Raw genomic sequence first — 18,396 nt, 5'->3', positions numbered from 1 at the left:
TAAAAACTTGCAGGTCTGCGCTCCCTCCGATTAAATACGCTTTTTACAGTCAATTTAAAGGTTTAAGTATGCTGGCTACTCCGCAAATTCAAAAAGAAATTCAACGACGCCGTACCTTCGCGATCATCTCGCATCCCGATGCCGGTAAGACAACCCTGACAGAAAAACTTCTTTACCACGGTGGAGTGATCCATGAAACGGGTGAAGTGAAGGGAAAGTCAGGAACAAAAGCGGTGACTTCTGACTGGATGGAGCTTGAAAGACAAAAAGGGATCTCGATCACTTCATCTGTGATGACCTTCGACTATGATGGTCTTCGTGTGAATTTGCTGGATACTCCGGGGCATAAAGACTTCTCAGAGGATACGTACCGCGTTTTGATGGCGGTTGATTCTGCGGCGATGCTGATCGACGTTGCAAAGGGCGTGGAAGAACGTACGAAGAAGCTTTACGAAGTTTGTCGTCTTCGCAAAATTCCTATTTTTACATTCGTAAATAAATTAGACCGTGAGGGGAAAGATCCACTGACATTGATCGACGAAGTTGAAAAGACTTTGAATATGCAATGTTATCCCGTGACTTGGCCTTTGGGTATTGGTCAGCGTTTCCGTGGTATTTACAATCGCTTGACGAAAGAAATTTGGATCTACGATCAACGCCGTGAAGAAGTGGAAGATTATGAAATCATTCCTTTTGAAAAAGGCAAAGACGATCAGATCTTGTACAATTATCTTGATAAAGAATCAGCTGATCAAGTTCTAGAAGAGCTTGATTTGATCGAAGGAGCATTGCCTCCGTTTGATGTGAATGAGTTCTTAAGTGGTCAGATATCTCCGGTGACATTTGGTTCAGCGAAGCAAAACTTCGGTGTGGATACATTCCTTCAATTTTTCACCAAGTATGCACCAGCGCCCCAGCCTCGTCACACAAAAGACGATAAAGAGATCGACCCATTGGATGCGCGATTCACTGGATTTGTTTTTAAAATCCAAGCGAATATGGATCGTCGTCACCGTGACCGTATTGCCTTCATTCGTATTTGCTCTGGAAAATTCGAGCGTGGTATGAAGGTACAACATTCACGCCTAGATCGTGAACTTCGTTTGGCGTACTCAAGTCAATTCGTTGCGGCCGACAAAGAAACCGTCGATGAAGCCTATGCGGGCGATATCGTCGGTGTGGGTGATACTGGCAACTTCGCCATCGGTGACTGTGTTTCTTCTTCAGGAAAAATTCGTTTTGAAGACATTCCAAAATTCGCGCCAGAACTTTTCGCGAAACTTTCAGTGCGCGATGCTTTGAAACGTCAAAAGATGCAAGAAGCCTTGAAGCACTTGTCCGAAGAAGGTGCGATTCAGTTATTCATTGAACCCCACTTAGGTGCACAAGATCCTATCGTCGGTGCAGTCGGTGAACTTCAATTCGAAGTTTTACTTCACCGTTTGCAAGATGAATACAATTTGGAAGTAAAACTGAATCGCTTGCCTTACAGCGTAGCCCGCTGGCCACGTACGGCTGATGGCAAACCGGTTTCAGAACTTAAAGGCGGAGCTAATATGTTCCGTGATATGATCGACAACCCTGTGGTGTTGGTAAATCAAGAGTGGGATTTGAACTGGTTGAAACGTGAAAATCCAGACGTTGAATTCCAAACAAGCATTGCGAGAGCACGTTAATGGTTCCATTAAAAATTGATCAACTTCGCAAGAAATACAAAGGCGGCCAAGAGGCCGTTAAAGGTATTTCTTTTGACGTAAAGCCTGGCGAAATTTTCGGTCTTCTGGGGCCTAATGGGGCAGGGAAGACTACAATCATTTCTACAATTACAACACTTGAGGAGCCAACAAGCGGTCGAGTGGAAGTATTCGGTCAATCTGTTGTGGATCATCCAAACTTCACAAAGAAACAATTGGGAGTTGTTCACCAAGAAGTGATCAACTCTGGTTTTTTCAGTGTTGAAGAGATTCTTGCTTTCCAATCTGGTTACTACGGCATTCGCAATAACAAAGAACGCATCGAATTTCTGTTACATAAGCTTTCTTTGTATGAGCATCGCCATAAAAAAGTGAAACAACTTTCCGGCGGGATGAAGCGTCGTTTGATGATTGCGAAAGCCCTGGTACACACGCCGAAACTTTTGCTTCTGGACGAGCCCACAGCGGGCGTGGACATTGGTCTTCGCGAAACCTTATGGCAATTCGTGCAGGAACTTCGCAATGAAGGTATGTCCATTCTGTTGACGACCCACTACCTAGAGGAAGCGGAACAACTTTGCGACCGCATCGCCATTATCAATCTTGGAAATCTAGAGTGTGTTGGCGAAACGAAAGAATTAGTTCGTCAGTATACCCAAAAGAAAATTCGTCTAACTTTGACGGAATCCTTTGCATTCAAAACAAACTATCTATTCTTTCAAGAAGGTCCGGACTTCTTATTCATCGTACCTCCAGGAAAGCCCATGGGGGAATTCTTAGCTGAATTGCAGATTCCTGTTCACATCATCAAAGACGTGAAAATTGAAGAAGGTAATTTAGAAGAAGCGTTTATGAAAGTTGTTAAAGCGCCGGGAGCAGAAAAATGATGACTCCATTTTTAACTCTATTTCAAAGAGAAATTGCACGTTTTCTAAAAGTGATCGTGCAAACCGTGATCACTCCGTTTATTTCCTCTTTTCTGTATCTATTAATCTTTGGTGTGTCTTTGGGGGCGAAAATGCCAAGTCACCAGGGTATTCCTTATTTGTCTTTCCTGATTCCGGGTTTGATGATGATGGGCTTGATGAGTAACGCCTTTCAGAATTCGTCCTCGTCGATTGTCTCATCGAAGTTTTCTGGTGATATGGAGGATCTTCGTGTAGCTCCGCTGAGCAACCAGCAAATCATTTGGGCCATGAGTCTGGGGGCTTTGGTGCGCGGTCTTGTGGTGGCAATCATCACATTCTTAGTCGGATCTATTTTCTGTTATTATGAACAAGGATCAATCTTAGGTATCGTTCATCCGTTCACCGCTTTGTTCTTTATCATCTTAGCTGGATTAATTTTCGGTCTTTTGGGAATCTCTGTGGCATTTTGGGCAACGACATTTGACCAATTGTCAGCATTCTCTGCTTTCATTTTGTTGCCGTTGACTTATTTGGGTGGGGTTTTCCTTTCTATCGAAAATCTTCATCCGATTTGGCAGATGATTTCAAAAATGAATCCCTTATTGTATCTGATCAATGGTCTTCGTTATGGCGTCGTGGGTGTCAGTGACGTGCCGATGGAGATGGCAATTCCAGTCAGTCTTTTGGGCTTTATCCTGTTCTATATTATTGCTTTGATCAGTCTGAAAAAAGGCTCCTTCCAAAGATGGTAAAAGGATTTGGATTTGCTCTTTTTTTAATGATGGCGGTGGCGCTTTCGTCTTGCACTTACCTAGCGGTGCGATTTGGTGAAAAACCAGAAGTGGCTTTGGAGCAAGTTTACATTAAAGATGCAAATTTTCTGGCTGCTACGTTGGTTTTTGTTTTAGATGTGAAAAATCCAAATCGAATTGATTTGAATATTGATCGCGTTGATTACGACATCCAGCTCGACGGTCAGAGTTTTGCAAAGACGAGTATTGATCAGAAAATTGTATTGAAATCGGAAAGTGTCACAAAAGTTGAAGTGCCACTGCCATTTCAATATCTGCAGTTAGCGGGCGGTCTTGCTAAAGCTTTGCAAGGGCAGGACGTGGTCTATGTTTTTTCTGGCAACGCTAAAGTTTCAGGGTTGTCGGTGCCTTTCACTCAAAAAGGGGTTTTCAATATGAACTCTCTGTTAGGTAGAAAAGCGGACTCGCCAAGCCATTAGAAAGAATTTTCTTTCACTTCAACGGATTGAATCATTAAAAATTGATATAAATTTTAGCAACTAACGCTGCGGGTTAACCCCCATTCTTTGTCATTCCCGATGGGATAGGATAATTAAATCCTCCTCGGGAGTTTCACATGTTCGAAAATTTATCTGATAAAATCATGGCAAGCCTTAAAAAGGTTCGTGGTCAAAGCAAGATCACCGAAGCCAATATTGAGGAAGTCATTAAAGAAATCCGTCTAAGTCTTCTTGAAGCGGATGTGAACTTCAAAGTCGTTAAAAATTTCATCGATAAAGTAAAAGCAAAAGCTTTGGGCGCTGATGTTCTTCAAAACGTAAACCCAGGTCAGCAATTTGTAAAAATCGTTCACGACGAGCTAGTAAACACATTGGGTGGCGGAGCCGTTGATATCAACGTTCGCGAAAACCCAAGTGTATTGTTTTTGGTTGGTCTGCAAGGTGCTGGTAAAACAACTTCTGCTGCGAAGTTGGCTTTGTACATCCGTCAGAAATTAGGAAAAAAACCAGGCTTAGTTCCTGCCGATATCTATCGCCCAGCAGCCATCGATCAGTTGCAGGTTTTGGGTAAGCAAAACAATATCCCAACATATCCAACTCAAGTGGGTATGAAGCCTGAAGAGATTCTAGAAAAAGCCAAAGCATGGGCGAAAGACAACATGGTTGATGTTGTGATCGTCGATACGGCGGGCCGTTTGCAAGTTGATGACGAATTAATGAACGAACTGGGTCGTTTGAAAGACATCTGGACTCCGCAAGAAATCTTGTTGGTAGCCGATGCGATGCTAGGTCAGCAGTCCGTAAACGTTGCTGAGGGCTTCCACAAGCGCTTGGCATTGACGGGCTTGGTTCTGACGAAGGTTGACGGGGATGCGCGCGGTGGTGCGGCCCTATCGATTCGTGAAGTGACAGGCATTCCAATTAAATTCCTAGGTGTCGGCGAGAAGGTGACGGCTCTTGAAGTCTTCCATCCAGATCGCTTGGCCGGTCGTATCCTTGATATGGGTGACGTTCTATCGTTGGTAGAAAAAGCCCAAGAAGTGATCGACGAAAAAGCTGCGAGAGATTCAGCAAAACGTCTCATGAAAAATGAGTTCACTTTGGAAGATTTCTTGTCGCAAATTCAACAACTAAAAAAGATGGGCGGCTTTGAGACTATCTTGAAATTTTTGCCCGGTATGGGCGAGATTTCGAAACAGCTCAAAAACATGACTCCTCCGGATGCTGAGATGAAGAAAATCGAGGCGATTATCCATTCAATGACTATCCAGGAACGTCAGAATCATAAGATTTTGAATGCTTCGCGTCGTATGCGTATTGCAAAAGGTAGCGGGACTCAAGTTCAGGACGTCAACAAGCTGATTAAGCAGTTTGAGGACGCCAAGAAGATGATGGGAAGCTTGATGAAAATGGGAATGGGTCGAGGCGGAATGAAGTTCCCATTTTAGAGCTTGATATTTAATCGTGAACACAGTACACACTTTGTTCTTACTGTTTTGAACAATGAGGTTTAAGAAATGGCAGTTGTTATTCGTTTGGCTCGTATGGGCTCAAAGCATGATCCTAAATACCGCGTTACTGTTGCGGATTCTCGTCGTTATGTAACTGGTAAATTCCTAGATATCTTGGGAACTTACATTCCAACTCCAAAGGGCAACGACAAGAAAATTGAACTTGATCTAGCTAAAGTTGAAGAGTGGATCAAAAAAGGTGCTCAACCTACTGATCGTGTTAAGCACGTTATTAAGTTGGCCCAAGCTAAATAGTAGTTGGCATCCGATCGGTATTCGATAGAATATCGTTTAGAAGCATTTGGGGGTAATTATGGATAGCTTGAAAGACCTCGTTGAGTTCATGGCTAAGTCTCTTGTCGACAAGCCTGAAAAAGTTGAAGTGGATGAAATCCCTGGTCAACAAACGACTCTCCTTGCTCTTAAGGTGGATAAAGAAGACCTTGGTAAGGTGATCGGTAAGCAAGGTAAGACTGCAGCTGCTATGAGAACTATCATTCGCGCAGCGGGCACTAAGCTCAACAAGCGTTATCACCTGGATATCGTCGAGTAGCATTAAGAACTCGACAAGCTACCGGCTCCAATAAACTGGGGTTAGAAAAATTAAGATTCTCATGGAAGGGGTTGTGTATAACAACCCCTTTCTATTTGGGATAAGCGCTAAACAAGAAATCAGACAGGCTCTGTGTGAAGCTTTCTGGAAGGCACGAAAATGAAACTAGTAGGTAAAGTTAGAGAAGCCCACGGACTTAAAGGTGATCTTTATGTTCTTATTTTTTCTGGTGACATCACTTGGGCAAAACGAATGAAGAAATTCGCTCTTCAAGGAAAAGGTGAAGCAACACCTCAAGAATTTTCCGTAGAGCGTGTTAAGCCATTCAAAAAAGGTTTTATCGTAAAAGCTGCAGAAGTAAAAGATCGCACAGATGCTGAAAGTCTCGAGCACTTTGAGTTCTTAATAGAAGAAGACTTGTTGGTCTCTAAACCAGGCGAAACAATCTATCTTTCTGAAATCAAAAACTTCAAATTGAAAGATGTTGAACAAAACACTCTAGGTGAAATCGTTGATTTCTCCAGCAATGGAGTTCAAGACCTTTTGGTTGTGGATGCTAACGGCAAGAAGGTCGAAGTTCCATTCGTGGAAGCTTTCATTAAGAAAATCGACTTTAAACATCAAGCCGTAGTTATGGATTTGCCTGAAGGTTTGTTCGATCTCGAGAACGCTTAATGTTGCAAATTGATGTGATCACTCTTTTTCCCGAGATGATTGATAATGCTGCTAGTTTCGGTGTTCTTGGTCAGGCGTTAAAGGGTGATCTCTTGAAAGTGAACTCGCACACGCCTCGCGAGTTCGCAGCCGATCGTCACCGCACCGTAGATGATCGTCCTTTCGGTGGTGGCGACGGCATGATTATGCTGATCGAACCCCTCGAAAAAACAATTCAAAAAGTGAAACATAAAAATTCAAAGGTGATCTACATGTCTCCACAAGGCGATGTGCTCACTGATGAAAAAGCCCGCGCTTTGGCTAAGGAAGAGCATTTAGTCGTGATCTGTGGCCGTTATGGCGGTATTGATCAGCGAATCATCAATGCTCACGTCGATGAAGAGATCTCTATTGGGGACTACGTTCTATCAGGTGGGGAGTTGGGTGCTCTTGTCGTGATCGATGCAGTGTCGAGATTTATTCCTGGCGTCCTGGGGCACAACGAAAGCGCTGATAAAGATAGTTTTTCTGAAGGACTTCTTGAACATCCAAACTTCACACGACCTCGTGAATATTTGAAAGAGGAAGTGCCTGAGGTTTTACTTTCAGGAAATCACAAGGTGATCGGGGAGTGGAAGGCGAAAGTTTCTGCCTTGGTGACTCTTGTGAAGCGTCCTGATTTATTTCAAGCATATCTTGAAAAAGAAAATGAAAAATACCGTTCTTTAAAGAAGAAAAAAACGGAGGCTCCCTTAAAGGAGCTAAAAAAATTTTGGATGAATTTGTCTCTGAAGGATCGCAAGATTTTGGGTCTGGCAGAGCTTACCGAGGAAGACTTCAATGGCTGAAGAAATCTACGTTCCGCGCCTGGCGATCGGCTTGGTTCATTACCCTGTTCGTGATCGTCAAAATAAAACTGTCGCAACCAATGTCACAAATTTCGATATTCATGATATCGCCAGAGCGTCTCAGGTTTATGGAGTGGAAAGATATTACATCATCCACCCTATGCAAGATCAGCAGATGTTCGTGGAAAGGGTTCTCGATCATTGGAGAACGGGGCAGGGGGCCAAGTTCAATCCTATGAGAAAGACGGCTTTGGGCCCAGTTCACACCGCAGCCTGCGTCGAGAAGGCTTTTGAAGACTGGAATGTACCTGAGGCGAAGATTATTGCGACTTCAGCTCGTGATGAGGGATTGAAAAAGTACTCTTTTGCCGAATTGCGTCACGAAATGCATGTAGAAAAAAAGCCCATTTTTATGCTATTTGGTACTGGCAACGGAATGACGTCGGAGCTGCTTAAATCCTGCCAAGGGGTTTTAGAGAGCATCCGGGGGGCACCTCCCCAAGATTATCGCCATCTTTCAGTGAGATCGGCAGTAAGTATCTGTCTTGACCGCGTGATGGGTCCATGGTAGACCCTTGTTTTACTTTTTGAAAAAAATGAATGGCATAAGGGACTAAGCAATGGCTAAAGCTGCAAAAAAATCTGCAAAAACTTCTGAAGTTAAAGAAACTAATCTTATTCGTCGTATCAGCGTTAAAGCTGCTAACAAAAATATCCAATCTTTCAGCTCTGGCGATACTGTAAACGTATTCGTTAAAGTTAAAGAGGGCGAAAAAGAGCGCGTTCAGCTTTTCAAAGGTATCGTAACTAAAATCCAAGGTGCTGGCGCTGCAAAATCTTTCACAGTTCGTAAGATCTCTGCGGGAGTTGGCGTTGAAAGAACTTTCCCATTCACAAGCCCAGCTTTGGATAAAGTTGAACTTGTAAACGTTGGTAAAGTACGTCGTTCTAAACTTTACTTCTTGCGCAACCTTTCTGGTAAAGCTGCTAAGATCGAATCTGAATTGGCTGGCGCTGCGACTGCAGCCGCTGAGTAGTTTCTTTTCGAAAAGTAAATTGATTCTACATTTAAAAGACCTGGTTTGTATGAACCAGGTCTTTTTCTTTTTCTAAAGCTCCTCTCAGTTTAACTGAGCTGTACTGCAATATCCCGGAAGAATTCTTTATTTCCAGTGACCGAGATGTCGACTTGAGTCTAATATCCGCTCCATCTTGAAGCGGATATGTGAATGACATCTACAAAAACATCTAAGAAAAAAACAACTTTGAAACCAACTTCTAAAAAAGCTGATAAGATGAAGTCAGCGACTCGTGCGGCTTCTAAGGTCACAGTGAAAGCTGCGGCCTCAAGCAAGACCGCGAATAAGACGAAAAAGGCGCTACTGGAGTATCCAAAGGTGGAATGGCGAGATTACTCTCCAATGCCAGTCATCGGGGTTGATGAAGTAGGGCGTGGATGCCTGGCTGGCCCCGTTTATGCTGCCGCTGTCATTTTAAAAACTGATGATCTGAATGAACTTGTGACGGATTCAAAGCTCCTCACTGAAGAGCGTCGTGAGGAGTTGGCAGAAATTATCTGTCAAAATCATCATGTGGGTATCGGTTTCGCTACGGTAGAGGAAATTGATCAGATCAATATCTTGCAGGCCTCGTTACTTGCCATGAAGAGAGCCATCGAGCAATTGGGTGTTACCACTGGGCACGTCCTTGTGGATGGAAATCAGAAAATTCCGAATCTCGCAGGCTTCGAGCAAAGCACTATTGTAAAAGGTGATTTGCGGGCGGCTCCAATTTCTGCAGCATCCATTGTCGCGAAAGTAACACGCGATCGTTTGATGAAAGAATTGGGAGAGAAATATCCTCAATATGGATTCCAAGAGCACAAAGGCTATTCAACGCCAGTTCACAAAACATCCATCGAAACCCATGGACCGTGCCGTGTGCACCGCAAGTCCTTCGCCGGAGTTAAAGAACACCTCGACAATCTCATCACAGAAGAAACATAAGCCATACTGGGCTCACCGACGTGGGCTCGAGTCTGAAAAAATTGTTATTGATTTTTATCTTAAGAAAAACTTTGTTCTTTTAAAGCAGAGGATCAAGACGCCTTTTGCGGAAGTGGATTTGCTTTTTAAATCTCCCCATGGGCACTTGCTAATGGTTGAAGTAAAATCGGCAAATCTTTCTAGTTTTTATTTTTCAAGAATTTCAAAACGTCAGAAGGATCGCTTGGTTCGTGCGACGACTTTTCTCGCAAGTCATTTTAATTGTCTGGTCGAAATGCACTGGGCTTATGTGGATCAAAATCATAAAGTCACAGTGCTTGATGATATAATCGGGTGATGGTGAAAATTAGAATCCGAATTGATCCAGAGCTTCTGGTGGAAGCGGTGGTTTAGGGTTTCCATCGAATGTGAATTCAAAATTCAAGCGAGTATTTGCCTCACCGCCAATGACCTGATCTTGAATTAATGTGATGAGCCAACAATCGCCTGGTGGTTTGAATTGGGCAATGTAGGCCCAGGCTTTAACAGGTTTTCCGGCACTTGCGACGGCAGCCTGCCAGTTTGCATCGTATACAACTTGACCCATTAGATTAACATAGGGAGTGATGAAACCCGCAGCAAATGTATAGTCCTCTGTACGGCTTGACACATCGACTGCTTGTCCGGGTGTGATTTTATATTGTTGAGTCAATCCGATCTGACCAAATTGCCCCATATCATTCATCACGCGAACACGCGAGGAAATATTAGAAACGTTCTGATAAGGGAAATAGTCTACAATCGAATATGTTTGGAAATGTTTTAGGCGAACATCTAAAATCGCCATCATGTCAGACCAAGGTTGTCTAGTTCCTGTTCCCGCTTCTGATTGAGAGACATCATAGGATTGAAGGAGCTTGAGTGAAGCAATTTGTTGGTAGACGGGACGATCGCCAACCCACGTTTTCTCAGTAATTTTATTCGTAAGGCCTAATGTGATCAGATTTCGGTCGTAGATACGATCTGTGTAGTCGAATTGCAAACCATAGGGGCTGGTTAAGTCTCCATCGCTGATGCCATCGCGGGAGGAATATGGCGCCTCATTCAAAGGCCCTGTGCCAAAGAATGGATGTTGTTTTTGATTAATCCAGGGAATATCCGTGTAAGTCAGTTCCGGGATGATTTCATGTTTGTAGCGGGTGGCTTTGGGATCTAATTGATCTCCGTAAATACCACTGAATGTCATACGGCTCGTGACAGAGGTGCGAAGATAACGGCGCACATAGCTTTGATCATCACCCTCGTTGAAATAGTAGTGAGTTTCGCGATAGTTCAGCATTGGAACGATATCGAATCCATCGCTGATTTGGAATGGATAATAGAGTGCTGGCTGGAAGTCTAAGCGTTGACCCGTGCGAATCAGATCTGTATCCGGATCGAAAGAGCCATCGTACACGCGATGACAATATTGATAATCTGACCAGTTTGGAATGCCAGCACAATTACTTTGAACATAGCGATATTTTGTGCCGTTAATTGTGGTAGTGGCCATGTCGTCATAACCATTGCCGGCGCGTGTGAAGTTTACGTAGTCCAAGTTCCACGAATAAATGAAGTTCGTATCACCGATATTTTTTTGCGCTTGAGCATAGCGAAGTTCGGGCGCTCTGTGAACTGCATCATCATTTCCTGCGCGGGGGTCGGCCTGAAGCATATTTACATAATAAGAAGTATCGATGCTGGCGTGGGTGTCCTTGGTATTTTTTGTAACGGAAACGCGATTTTCCATGGCAGGGTCGCCATAGTTATTGGTCTCGAGCGGAAAGTCTCTTGGATATTGTAAGTCGCTGGCTAAATTGACTTGAGCTCTCGCAACAATATCATCGGGCATCGCATAATACTGCTGATAATTGACGTACCAACGTTCAAGGGGAGAGCCCTGCTCAGTGGCTCCGCGGTAGGTGTTAAGTCGTTGATCTTGTCCGAATGCTCTATCATTTAAAATCGCCGCATTTAGGAGTCCACTGCTGTCCTCATTTAGCATGTAGCGATACTCAAGAAGCCCCTTGAGGCCCCGGTGTTCGTAATTTTTTGCAGTGATCGTCGCATCGCTACTTCGAGAGATGGCCCAAAAATAGGGTTGGATGAAAGTGAATCCCCCTGTATCGGATTGCTCGAACCCCGGAGTCAAAAGTCCAGATTGACGATCGCTTTTTAAAGGAACAGCAATATAAGGAAGCCAGAGAACTGGAAAGTCACCAAGTCGAAGAATGGCGCTTTTAATATATGCGTACCCCCCCATTTGAGCACGAACGGCCGTGCCGGAAAAGCTCCACGTTGCAGGGCAGTTTGTGCAGGCCGTATAATCGGCATCAGTTACAATGAATTCGGAGTCACCGATTTTTTCTAGTCGATCGCCACTGAATCTTACAAGCCCCGATTGCACAAAGCCGTTATAAATGACGCCGGTATTGTTTTCGTAATCCAAGAAAACTTGGTCGCCCTTTATGGATGATTTTACATCAGTGATTTCGACATTGCCGAATAATTCTGCTCGCTTTGTGCGCAAGAAAACTCGTGCGCGGTCAGCCTTGATGTGTTGGCCTTGATAGATGATTTGAACATGACCGTTAAGTTCAACCATTTCTTTTTCAGAATCGCGGAACATGTCGTCAGCATTAATTAAAATGCCCTGAATACGGGCAGCAGGTTGCTGAGAGGCCTGTTCTTGAGCAAAGCCAAGAGATGTCGCGAGCGACATTATTAAGAATAAAGCAAAGATGATCCAGCGTTGAAGCACCGAAATAGTCTAGGGAGACCCAGGTCGTTTGTCGAGTTGGAAATTCAAGAATTCTAGCCTCTTTTTGGACTCAAAACCCGCTTCAAAGACGCCGTTAAGATATGGCACGTCATTTTTCTTATTAAAGAGGTCTTTCATGGAAGTAAAAGTCTTGCTTGATGGCGACATCGCCGTTGTGTCTCTGAGCGGTCGCATTGAAGTTGAGAAAACACAGTCCTTTAAAAATGCATGTCTACAAAACTTCAAAGATAAAAAAATCGTATTTTGCATGAAGAATTTAAATTTCGTAGGTTCTTCAGGAATTCAGTCTTTTTTTGGTGTTTTGAATGATTTGAATGCGGCTAATAAGATGCATGCAAAAATCGTAGGTTTAAACCCTGACTTTGAGCGTCTCTTTAAGTTCACAGAATGCGCAAGTTTAGAGCTTCATGAGAGCGTTGAAGGCGCAATTCAAAGTTTCTAGTTTGATAAAGATTTTTTAAACTTTGGAAGAACGTTGTTGTTAATAAAAAAGGGAGCCTCTGGCTCCCTTTTTATATTTCCGATTCTAAGATTCTTTTCGAAGCTCATTGAGCTTTTGGCTGAGCTCAATGTTGAGTCGTTCGAGAGCTGTGGCCGCCACTTTGAGTTTTTCGTTCTCTTCGTTTTTGGCGTTCCACATATACCGCAAGCTTTCAAGTTGTTCGAGGTATTGGCGATTTTCACGTTCTAAACGTTGAATCTTCTCTTGATCTTCAACGACGCGAATTTGTAAATCCGCATGCTCAACTCCAAGTTTTTGATTTTGGCGAATCAACTCACTTTGGCGCTCTTGCAGGCGTTCAATCTCCTCTTCAAGTCTTATTTTAAGATCCTCTTTGCTGCGACGGACTGTAACCAATTCGTTCTCAAGGGCGTCTTGGCGTTCAAGTGCCGTATGAAGCTTTAAGGTTTTTACTTCAAGATCTTCTTGAGCCTGATGGAGCACGTGAAGTTCTTTGGTCATGCTTTGGATTTGATCCTCATAAAATTGGATCATCTCTTTTGCTTTTTTCTCGGCAGCTTCGACTTGGTAACGGGAGTTTTTAGTTAGTTCGCCCATTTGATGGCGAATGTCGCGAAGTTGAGCTTCGCGATGAGCTGTTGTTTCTTCCAGATCCTTAAGCTTTAGGTCTTGAGTGCGTGAGTATTCCTTTAACTGCGTTATGTAGGGCTTCACTTGGTTTTTGATACGGTCATGGTATTTTTCATGACGGATCAAATCAACAGTCATTGTTTTTACACGCTCCTGAAGGGCGCGAAGTTTTTCCGTTTGAATTTCCTTTTCGCGTTCGATTTGATCAAATTTTTGTTTCCAAAGATTGTCTTTCTCGCGCCAAACTAAAATTTGATCGGTGATAGAGGACTGAGCCAGGCGAGCCTTGTTGGTCTCTTCGCTCATTTTTTGATTTTCTGTCTCAAGCAATGAAAGTCTGCGTAGAGCCACTTTCAAGCGAGCCATCAGATCTTCATTTTGTGAAATGAGATTTTCGACAGTTGAAGACTTTAAGATTTCCTTAGGCAAGTGCGAAAGGTCTGCTCTCTGAGGGAGTTCGTCTGGCAACGGGATGTTGCCAACAGTCTGTGCCTGTTGTTTGTTCTGTTTTAGATCTTGTTGAAAATCTAAATGTCCTAATTTAGCGCTTCGGAATTGCTCGGTGTCCATAGCCCTCCTCCATGAAGTCTAGGTCGCCCTAGTCTTAAGTTTCTCAAGACGGGACGTTGGTCGTCAAACCTAAGCCTCGAAAGCTAGACCAAAGACTGTGGAAATTGTCTAAAAGAATGGCGAATTTCATGAGGTTTAATGCCAGAACTGTTTCCGCCGACAAGGAAGAATATGGCAGTTCCAGCAATTAAAGATTCTAATGCGGCCGAAAAAGGCGATTCACTCTTTGATGTGGGTGATAAAGGTGACATGGGGAAACCCGATTCGCTTCGCTATAATATTCTGACGTGGGTTCTGGCGGAACGCTATGACAAGGCAATTGAAGAACTGAAGGACTTCTTAGAGAGGCCTTCAGAGTATCCTGATTTTAAGGGAAAGGTGACTCGTTATATTCATCACTCGATTGACTTGATTTATGCTATCAAGGCAAAGAGAAGTTTCCCAGGGATTAACTCTTTGACTCGCGCCAAGCAGCAGGAACTTCGTGAAAAGTTCAAAGAACACTACAAGGAACTTCAATATATCCTTAAAGTTGTTGAGAAAATTCAAGGGGATCTGCGTATCGCAGACGTGCGTTCGACAATTTATGTGGTTCGTGCTTTGTGGTTTGCAGCACTAGGGATTATCATCTTGGCATTCTGGTTGGATATCGTGAACGGCCTGATGAAAACAAGTATCATCGTCTTCGACGACAGCTTTGGAAAGATTGCGAACTTCCTCGCCGAGCGAATTGGTTTCTAGGTTTTCCTTGTGCTCTTTTTCGGCGTGCTGAATGTACGTCTTTGTGCTTACTTATTAGCGCCTCAGTTGAAGCGCTAATTGGAGAGGCGAGATCATTTACTTTCTTAGAGATTTATAAGCGGCATCCAAGACAGGGATCAATTGACCACCTTCTAGGACCTTATTGTTAACGAACACTGTTGGTGTTCCGCGGATTTTGGCGTCAGCACCTTCTTTTGCTATTTTAATGACTAGTGCTTTTGTTTCAGGGGCTTCTACGCATTTTTTCAAGTCGTCTTTTGGAATTCCTACCACAGTAGAAAGTGATTGAAGGTTTTTATCCAAGTTCTGATCTTGAATGATGTCCATTTGGTTTTCGAATAAGTAATCGTGAGCTTTCCAACCTGTTTTGTTGATTTGTTCTGAGCACATGACTGCGAACGCCAGGCCGCAAGAGATACCATCGCCGCCGCCTTGAATCGCATCGTTGCAAGTTCCATCAAGAGGGAATGGTTTGAAGGTCAATTTCACGTCCGGGTGACTTTGTACGAAGGCGTGAATGCTTGGGGCTGCATGTTTGCAGTGTGGACAGCGGAAATCAGCGAACTCGACGATATTCATGATTGGAGTCTGAGTGCCTGCTTGCATTTGCAGACCCGCTGTAGGATCCAAGGTCACGGTCGGCGCCGAGAGCCAGTAAGAAACCTTCTCGTTGGCGACTTTCTCGACGTCGCCTAAGCCATGACTTTCAAGATACATAAGATTTGCACCAAATGAAATCACTGGAATTGCAGCTAAGAATCCAAGAACCCATCTGTCACTGGTAAAGATATCTTTAATGTCTTCGATTAAGTTTTGAACACTTAAGTTCTCGGCTCCAGTCAATGTACAAGCAAATGTGATGATTGAGAATACATAAGCTGTGATGCAGAAAATGCAAAGATTCGACATGGCTGTCAAAGAGATCGTTCCCATCACGACGGAGGCCAAAAGAACAACCAAAGAAAGTAAGAAAGCATAGCGAGATGTTTTAGCACGATCTTGGGTTAGATTTTGACGAGTCACGAATAGGAAAAAGAGAAGGACTGAGTTTGTTGCAAGACCCCAAAGGGCTACCGGCACCCCGAGGAAATCAGAAAAGCGGCTTGCAGTGACGGCGTCACAGTTAAACTTCTGATTGATGTTACAAACGGAACCTGCTTCAGCCAAACCAAACTTTACACCGTAATAGTGCTGAGAAAGGTAGATGTGCAAACCCATTGTGATGATCGTGGAGACAATAGCCAAAAGAAGAAATGTATTTTTGTTGCTGCCGTTGTTTTTCATGCCCTTTATTGAATCTTAGTTTGTCGCTTGAAATCAATATAATTTGTGTGAAAATGATGAGGCTGACTCAAGGATGAGAACGTTGACTGATTTAGAGAAGTGGATACGCATTCGAAAAGACCTCTACCTGCAAATGCAAAAGCAGGTGCGCCATCGTTTGGGGGAGGACACCCCAGAATTGATGCGCTATCATAAGGTCTATGATTCCGAGTTCGCAAAGAAGTGGCAAGCTGCGACGAAGGAGGATCTGTGGGAGCGAATCGCCCAGTCTCAGGTCGTCCTAATGGGGGATTTTCACGCCCTCCATCAATCGCAAAAAGCCCAGGTCCGTATTCTTCGAAATATTCCTAAAGATCGTAGGGTCATTCTTGCGGTTGAATTTTTTGAAGCCTCAGATCAAGACAAGATTGATAAATATTTGAATGGCAGACTTTCCGAAAAAGACTTTCTCAAAGCTGTTCATTGGGAAACTCGTTGGGGGTTTCCGTGGGAGCATTATCGGCCTTTGTTACGTTGGGCTCAGAAGCAAAGGGTTGCGGTTGTTGGCATTAATAAAAGTTATAAGAAACGCAATGCCACGACACTGAAGTCTCGGGACATTTTCGCAGGCAAAAAAATTGCGGAACTTGTGAAAATGGATCCCGAAGCCTTGGTTTTTGTTATTTATGGAGACCTGCATTTGGCGGGCGCTCATATCCCCGAAGAGATAATTAAGAATTTAGGGAAGCCTTTTGCGAAGAAAATTCTACGTTTATTTCAGAACGCGGAAAAAATCTATTTTCAACTTTTGAAACAAGAGCTGGAAGCAACCACTGATCTTGTTCGTTTGGGGCATAATACATTTTGCCTGATGAGCGTGCCTCCATGGGTGAAGTGGCAGAACTATTTGATGTACCTGGAGCAAACTTACGATGTGGGCTTGCAATTTCAGCCAGCTGATGAAGATGAGGACGATGATTGGGATGATGAGGATGACGAAGATCAGTTAGATTATACGGATCATATTGGTCGTTATGTGCAAATCATCTCGGAAGAGTTAGGACAGCCAGTGTCTGTGGCGAATCTTTCTGTTTATACGGCAGGGGATGCGGCTTTCTGGGTGCAAGTTCGAGAAAAATACGATCAAAAGAAAATGAAGTGGATTGAATCCTTAATTGCGGACGAGATGTCTTTCTATCTTCCAGAAATTGAGACGGCCTACTTGGCTCGAGCAACCGTGAATCACGCAGCTTCTTTGGCTATGCAGTTTATCCATGCGCAGTGGGGTGGATATAAGACGCTTTTCTCTGATGTGCCAGCGGATTTCTTGCGTTTGATTTGGATGGATGCGGTTTCTTATTTTGGTTCGAAAGTGATCAATCATAAACGAAAAACTGATACGATTGCTGACATTAAAGCAAGCCTGACCTCTCGTGGTCCCTCGGATCTTGGAAAAGAAGCTTTGCAATTGGCACTTGCCCAGAAAATGCACGAGTTGATGGTGATTACGGGAGTTCCGCAACATCGCCTGCAAGCACGTCCTCGTCGCAAATGGAGTTACGTCTTAGCGGCGCGCCTTTTGGGAGGCATGATGGGGGAGCGTCTTTACACCGGCTATCACGAGAATCTGGTCGGCACAAAAACGTTGATGAGTTTTTTAAAGAAGCCTTTGGATAATGAAAATTTTGAAGTGGCTTATTACGCAATCCTAGAAGTTATTGAATCTTTGCCGGCACCATTTCACAGCAAGAAAGAAAAACTATGAAAGCACAACAATGGTATTGCAACCTGAACTTGAAACCTCAAGGACCGTTCTCGATGGAAGAAATGCGCGGCAAAGTATATCGCGGCGAAATTGGTCCTCAAGATTTAATTTGTGATAACACAAGTTCATGGAAACCAGCTTCTGAATGGGGAGTGTTTGAGTTTCAGCTGTTCCCTGCAGTTCAAGGTCTGATTCCTGGGGGTGATATCAATGAAGAGGTTTCAGAATGGGTTTTGCTGGTTGAGCAGAAAGACGGTTCAAAGCCGTTGCAAGAAGGCCCGTATACGGTGAAAGAACTAAAATCGCTTTTGCAAAATGGCAGGGTGTCGCCTTATCAATATATTTGGAAAAGTGGATTGAGCGGGTGGTGTCAGCTCAAAGATCGCAGCGAGTTCGCCGCTGCGATTACTTCAAAGAGTCTTTCAGATCCTTCCCTGGCTTAAAACGAGGAACGTACGTGCTGGGGATTTTAACGGTTTCGCCTGTTTTCGGATTGCGACCTTGACGGGGCTTGCGAGAAGTCCTGGAGAATGTGCCGAAACCCACAAGTTTGACTTCGTCCCCTTTTTTGAGTGCTTCTTGAATCACTTTAAGTGTGGCGTCTAAGATTTGTTCTGATTGAGACTTTGTTGATTTTGTTTTTTCGGCAACAAGTTCGACCAATTGAGCTTTGTTCATTCCAGAAGTCCTTCAGCTGACAGGAAACAGAAATTAAGT

The 18,396-nt window shown here is 43.7% G+C and carries 21 protein-coding genes; 17 read left to right on the top strand and 4 right to left on the bottom strand.

Features of this window, described 5'->3' with window-relative positions:
* The first annotated feature begins 68 nt into the window (after nt 1-68).
* From VF412_RS16715 to VF412_RS16655, 13 genes are all read left to right on the top strand, one after another.
* On the top strand, nt 69-1,676 hold the full coding sequence (locus VF412_RS16715) for a peptide chain release factor 3 (protein ID WP_331340405.1): 1,608 nt from the start codon (nt 69-71) through the stop codon (nt 1,674-1,676).
* Nucleotides 1,676-2,581 (top strand): ABC transporter ATP-binding protein, encoded by a 906-nt coding sequence (locus VF412_RS16710; protein WP_331340404.1) that lies wholly within the window; start codon nt 1,676-1,678, stop codon nt 2,579-2,581. The genes VF412_RS16715 and VF412_RS16710 overlap by 1 nt, the downstream gene beginning before the upstream one ends.
* Nucleotides 2,578-3,354, top strand: coding sequence for an ABC transporter permease (locus VF412_RS16705; protein ID WP_331340403.1), 777 nt, complete (start codon nt 2,578-2,580; stop codon nt 3,352-3,354). The genes VF412_RS16710 and VF412_RS16705 overlap by 4 nt, the downstream gene beginning before the upstream one ends.
* Nucleotides 3,348-3,833: an LEA type 2 family protein gene (locus tag VF412_RS16700; RefSeq protein ID WP_331340402.1), complete on the top strand. Its 486-nt coding sequence runs from the start codon at nt 3,348-3,350 to the stop codon at nt 3,831-3,833. The genes VF412_RS16705 and VF412_RS16700 overlap by 7 nt, the downstream gene beginning before the upstream one ends.
* Nucleotides 3,834-3,970: 137 nt before the next feature.
* The gene (gene ffh, locus VF412_RS16695; protein ID WP_331340401.1) at nt 3,971-5,302 is read left to right on the top strand and encodes a signal recognition particle protein; all 1,332 of its coding nucleotides are present in this window, start codon (nt 3,971-3,973) and stop codon (nt 5,300-5,302) included.
* Between the two features lie 69 nt (nt 5,303-5,371).
* Nucleotides 5,372-5,620, top strand: coding sequence for a 30S ribosomal protein S16 (rpsP, locus tag VF412_RS16690; RefSeq protein ID WP_331340400.1), 249 nt, complete (start codon nt 5,372-5,374; stop codon nt 5,618-5,620).
* Between the two features lie 58 nt (nt 5,621-5,678).
* Nucleotides 5,679-5,918 carry a KH domain-containing protein gene (locus VF412_RS16685; RefSeq protein WP_041875527.1) on the top strand — a complete coding sequence of 80 codons (240 nt, stop codon included), beginning with the start codon at nt 5,679-5,681 and terminating at the stop codon, nt 5,916-5,918.
* A gap of 159 nt (nt 5,919-6,077) precedes the next feature.
* Nucleotides 6,078-6,593, top strand: a complete 516-nt coding sequence (rimM, locus tag VF412_RS16680) for a ribosome maturation factor RimM (protein ID WP_331340399.1) — start codon at nt 6,078-6,080, stop codon at nt 6,591-6,593.
* The gene (gene trmD / locus VF412_RS16675) at nt 6,593-7,420 is read left to right on the top strand and encodes a tRNA (guanosine(37)-N1)-methyltransferase TrmD (protein WP_331340398.1); all 828 of its coding nucleotides are present in this window, start codon (nt 6,593-6,595) and stop codon (nt 7,418-7,420) included. Before rimM ends, trmD begins: the two co-directional genes overlap by 1 nt.
* Nucleotides 7,413-7,991, top strand: a complete 579-nt coding sequence (locus VF412_RS16670) for an RNA methyltransferase (protein ID WP_331340397.1) — start codon at nt 7,413-7,415, stop codon at nt 7,989-7,991. The genes trmD and VF412_RS16670 overlap by 8 nt, the downstream gene beginning before the upstream one ends.
* Before the next feature lie 49 nt (nt 7,992-8,040).
* Nucleotides 8,041-8,457, top strand: a complete 417-nt coding sequence (rplS, locus tag VF412_RS16665) for a 50S ribosomal protein L19 (protein ID WP_331340396.1) — start codon at nt 8,041-8,043, stop codon at nt 8,455-8,457.
* 192 nt (nt 8,458-8,649) lie between these two features.
* The gene (locus VF412_RS16660; protein ID WP_331340395.1) at nt 8,650-9,426 is read left to right on the top strand and encodes a ribonuclease HII; all 777 of its coding nucleotides are present in this window, start codon (nt 8,650-8,652) and stop codon (nt 9,424-9,426) included.
* Complete coding sequence (locus VF412_RS16655; RefSeq protein WP_331340394.1) at nt 9,347-9,763, top strand: YraN family protein; 417 nt, start codon at nt 9,347-9,349, stop codon at nt 9,761-9,763. Before VF412_RS16660 ends, VF412_RS16655 begins: the two co-directional genes overlap by 80 nt.
* 9 nt (nt 9,764-9,772) lie before the next feature.
* Here VF412_RS16655 and VF412_RS16650 read toward each other — a convergent pair whose 3' ends face one another.
* Nucleotides 9,773-12,205 (bottom strand): LPS-assembly protein LptD, encoded by a 2,433-nt coding sequence (locus tag VF412_RS16650; RefSeq protein ID WP_331340393.1) that lies wholly within the window; start codon nt 12,203-12,205, stop codon nt 9,773-9,775.
* Between the two features lie 136 nt (nt 12,206-12,341).
* On the opposite strand from VF412_RS16650, the gene VF412_RS16645 reads away from it, so the two are divergent.
* Nucleotides 12,342-12,668 (top strand): STAS domain-containing protein, encoded by a 327-nt coding sequence (locus tag VF412_RS16645; protein ID WP_331340392.1) that lies wholly within the window; start codon nt 12,342-12,344, stop codon nt 12,666-12,668.
* A gap of 84 nt (nt 12,669-12,752) precedes the next feature.
* On the opposite strand, the gene VF412_RS16640 is transcribed toward VF412_RS16645, so the two are convergent.
* Complete coding sequence (locus tag VF412_RS16640; protein ID WP_331340391.1) at nt 12,753-13,889, bottom strand: hypothetical protein; 1,137 nt, start codon at nt 13,887-13,889, stop codon at nt 12,753-12,755.
* A gap of 171 nt (nt 13,890-14,060) precedes the next feature.
* On the opposite strand from VF412_RS16640, the gene VF412_RS16635 reads away from it, so the two are divergent.
* Nucleotides 14,061-14,630, top strand: coding sequence for a hypothetical protein (locus VF412_RS16635; RefSeq protein ID WP_331340390.1), 570 nt, complete (start codon nt 14,061-14,063; stop codon nt 14,628-14,630).
* Nucleotides 14,631-14,726: 96 nt separating this feature from the next.
* Here VF412_RS16635 and VF412_RS16630 read toward each other — a convergent pair whose 3' ends face one another.
* Nucleotides 14,727-15,935: a DsbA family protein gene (locus VF412_RS16630; protein ID WP_331340389.1), complete on the bottom strand. Its 1,209-nt coding sequence runs from the start codon at nt 15,933-15,935 to the stop codon at nt 14,727-14,729.
* 73 nt (nt 15,936-16,008) lie between these two features.
* Between VF412_RS16630 and VF412_RS16625 the strand changes: the two genes are divergently transcribed.
* On the top strand, nt 16,009-17,679 hold the full coding sequence (locus VF412_RS16625; protein ID WP_331340388.1) for a ChaN family lipoprotein: 1,671 nt from the start codon (nt 16,009-16,011) through the stop codon (nt 17,677-17,679).
* Complete coding sequence (locus VF412_RS16620; RefSeq protein WP_331340387.1) at nt 17,676-18,122, top strand: DUF4339 domain-containing protein; 447 nt, start codon at nt 17,676-17,678, stop codon at nt 18,120-18,122. The genes VF412_RS16625 and VF412_RS16620 overlap by 4 nt, the downstream gene beginning before the upstream one ends.
* On the opposite strand, the gene VF412_RS16615 is transcribed toward VF412_RS16620, so the two are convergent.
* Nucleotides 18,085-18,357, bottom strand: coding sequence for an HU family DNA-binding protein (locus VF412_RS16615; RefSeq protein ID WP_331340386.1), 273 nt, complete (start codon nt 18,355-18,357; stop codon nt 18,085-18,087). The two genes, VF412_RS16620 and VF412_RS16615, sit on opposite strands and share 38 nt — an antisense overlap.
* Between the last annotated feature and the right edge of the window lie 39 nt (nt 18,358-18,396).

This window comes from Bdellovibrio sp., assembly GCF_036384735.1.
Taxonomy (GTDB): Bacteria; Bdellovibrionota; Bdellovibrionia; order Bdellovibrionales; family Bdellovibrionaceae; genus Bdellovibrio.
The sequence above is the reverse complement of the archived record's forward strand: the minus strand, read 5'-3'. Positions and strand labels throughout refer to the sequence as shown.

Bases quoted from the DNA above. Each gene is read 5' to 3' on its own strand.
- VF412_RS16715 (WP_331340405.1), top strand. From the start codon at position 69: ATGCTGGCTACTCCGCAAATTCAAAAAGAAATTCAACGACGCCGTACC.
- VF412_RS16710 (WP_331340404.1), top strand. From the start codon at position 1,676: ATGGTTCCATTAAAAATTGATCAACTTCGCAAGAAATACAAAGGCGGC.
- VF412_RS16705 (WP_331340403.1), top strand. From the start codon at position 2,578: ATGATGACTCCATTTTTAACTCTATTTCAAAGAGAAATTGCACGTTTT.
- VF412_RS16700 (WP_331340402.1), top strand. From the start codon at position 3,348: ATGGTAAAAGGATTTGGATTTGCTCTTTTTTTAATGATGGCGGTGGCG.
- ffh (WP_331340401.1), top strand. From the start codon at position 3,971: ATGTTCGAAAATTTATCTGATAAAATCATGGCAAGCCTTAAAAAGGTT.
- rpsP (WP_331340400.1), top strand. From the start codon at position 5,372: ATGGCAGTTGTTATTCGTTTGGCTCGTATGGGCTCAAAGCATGATCCT.
- VF412_RS16685 (WP_041875527.1), top strand. From the start codon at position 5,679: ATGGATAGCTTGAAAGACCTCGTTGAGTTCATGGCTAAGTCTCTTGTC.
- rimM (WP_331340399.1), top strand. From the start codon at position 6,078: ATGAAACTAGTAGGTAAAGTTAGAGAAGCCCACGGACTTAAAGGTGAT.
- trmD (WP_331340398.1), top strand. From the start codon at position 6,593: ATGTTGCAAATTGATGTGATCACTCTTTTTCCCGAGATGATTGATAAT.
- VF412_RS16670 (WP_331340397.1), top strand. From the start codon at position 7,413: ATGGCTGAAGAAATCTACGTTCCGCGCCTGGCGATCGGCTTGGTTCAT.
- rplS (WP_331340396.1), top strand. From the start codon at position 8,041: ATGGCTAAAGCTGCAAAAAAATCTGCAAAAACTTCTGAAGTTAAAGAA.
- VF412_RS16660 (WP_331340395.1), top strand. From the start codon at position 8,650: ATGACATCTACAAAAACATCTAAGAAAAAAACAACTTTGAAACCAACT.
- VF412_RS16655 (WP_331340394.1), top strand. From the start codon at position 9,347: ATGGACCGTGCCGTGTGCACCGCAAGTCCTTCGCCGGAGTTAAAGAAC.
- VF412_RS16645 (WP_331340392.1), top strand. From the start codon at position 12,342: ATGGAAGTAAAAGTCTTGCTTGATGGCGACATCGCCGTTGTGTCTCTG.
- VF412_RS16640 (WP_331340391.1), bottom strand. From the start codon at position 13,889: ATGGACACCGAGCAATTCCGAAGCGCTAAATTAGGACATTTAGATTTT.
- VF412_RS16635 (WP_331340390.1), top strand. From the start codon at position 14,061: ATGGCAGTTCCAGCAATTAAAGATTCTAATGCGGCCGAAAAAGGCGAT.
- VF412_RS16630 (WP_331340389.1), bottom strand. From the start codon at position 15,935: ATGAAAAACAACGGCAGCAACAAAAATACATTTCTTCTTTTGGCTATT.
- VF412_RS16625 (WP_331340388.1), top strand. From the start codon at position 16,009: ATGAGAACGTTGACTGATTTAGAGAAGTGGATACGCATTCGAAAAGAC.
- VF412_RS16620 (WP_331340387.1), top strand. From the start codon at position 17,676: ATGAAAGCACAACAATGGTATTGCAACCTGAACTTGAAACCTCAAGGA.
- VF412_RS16615 (WP_331340386.1), bottom strand. From the start codon at position 18,357: ATGAACAAAGCTCAATTGGTCGAACTTGTTGCCGAAAAAACAAAATCA.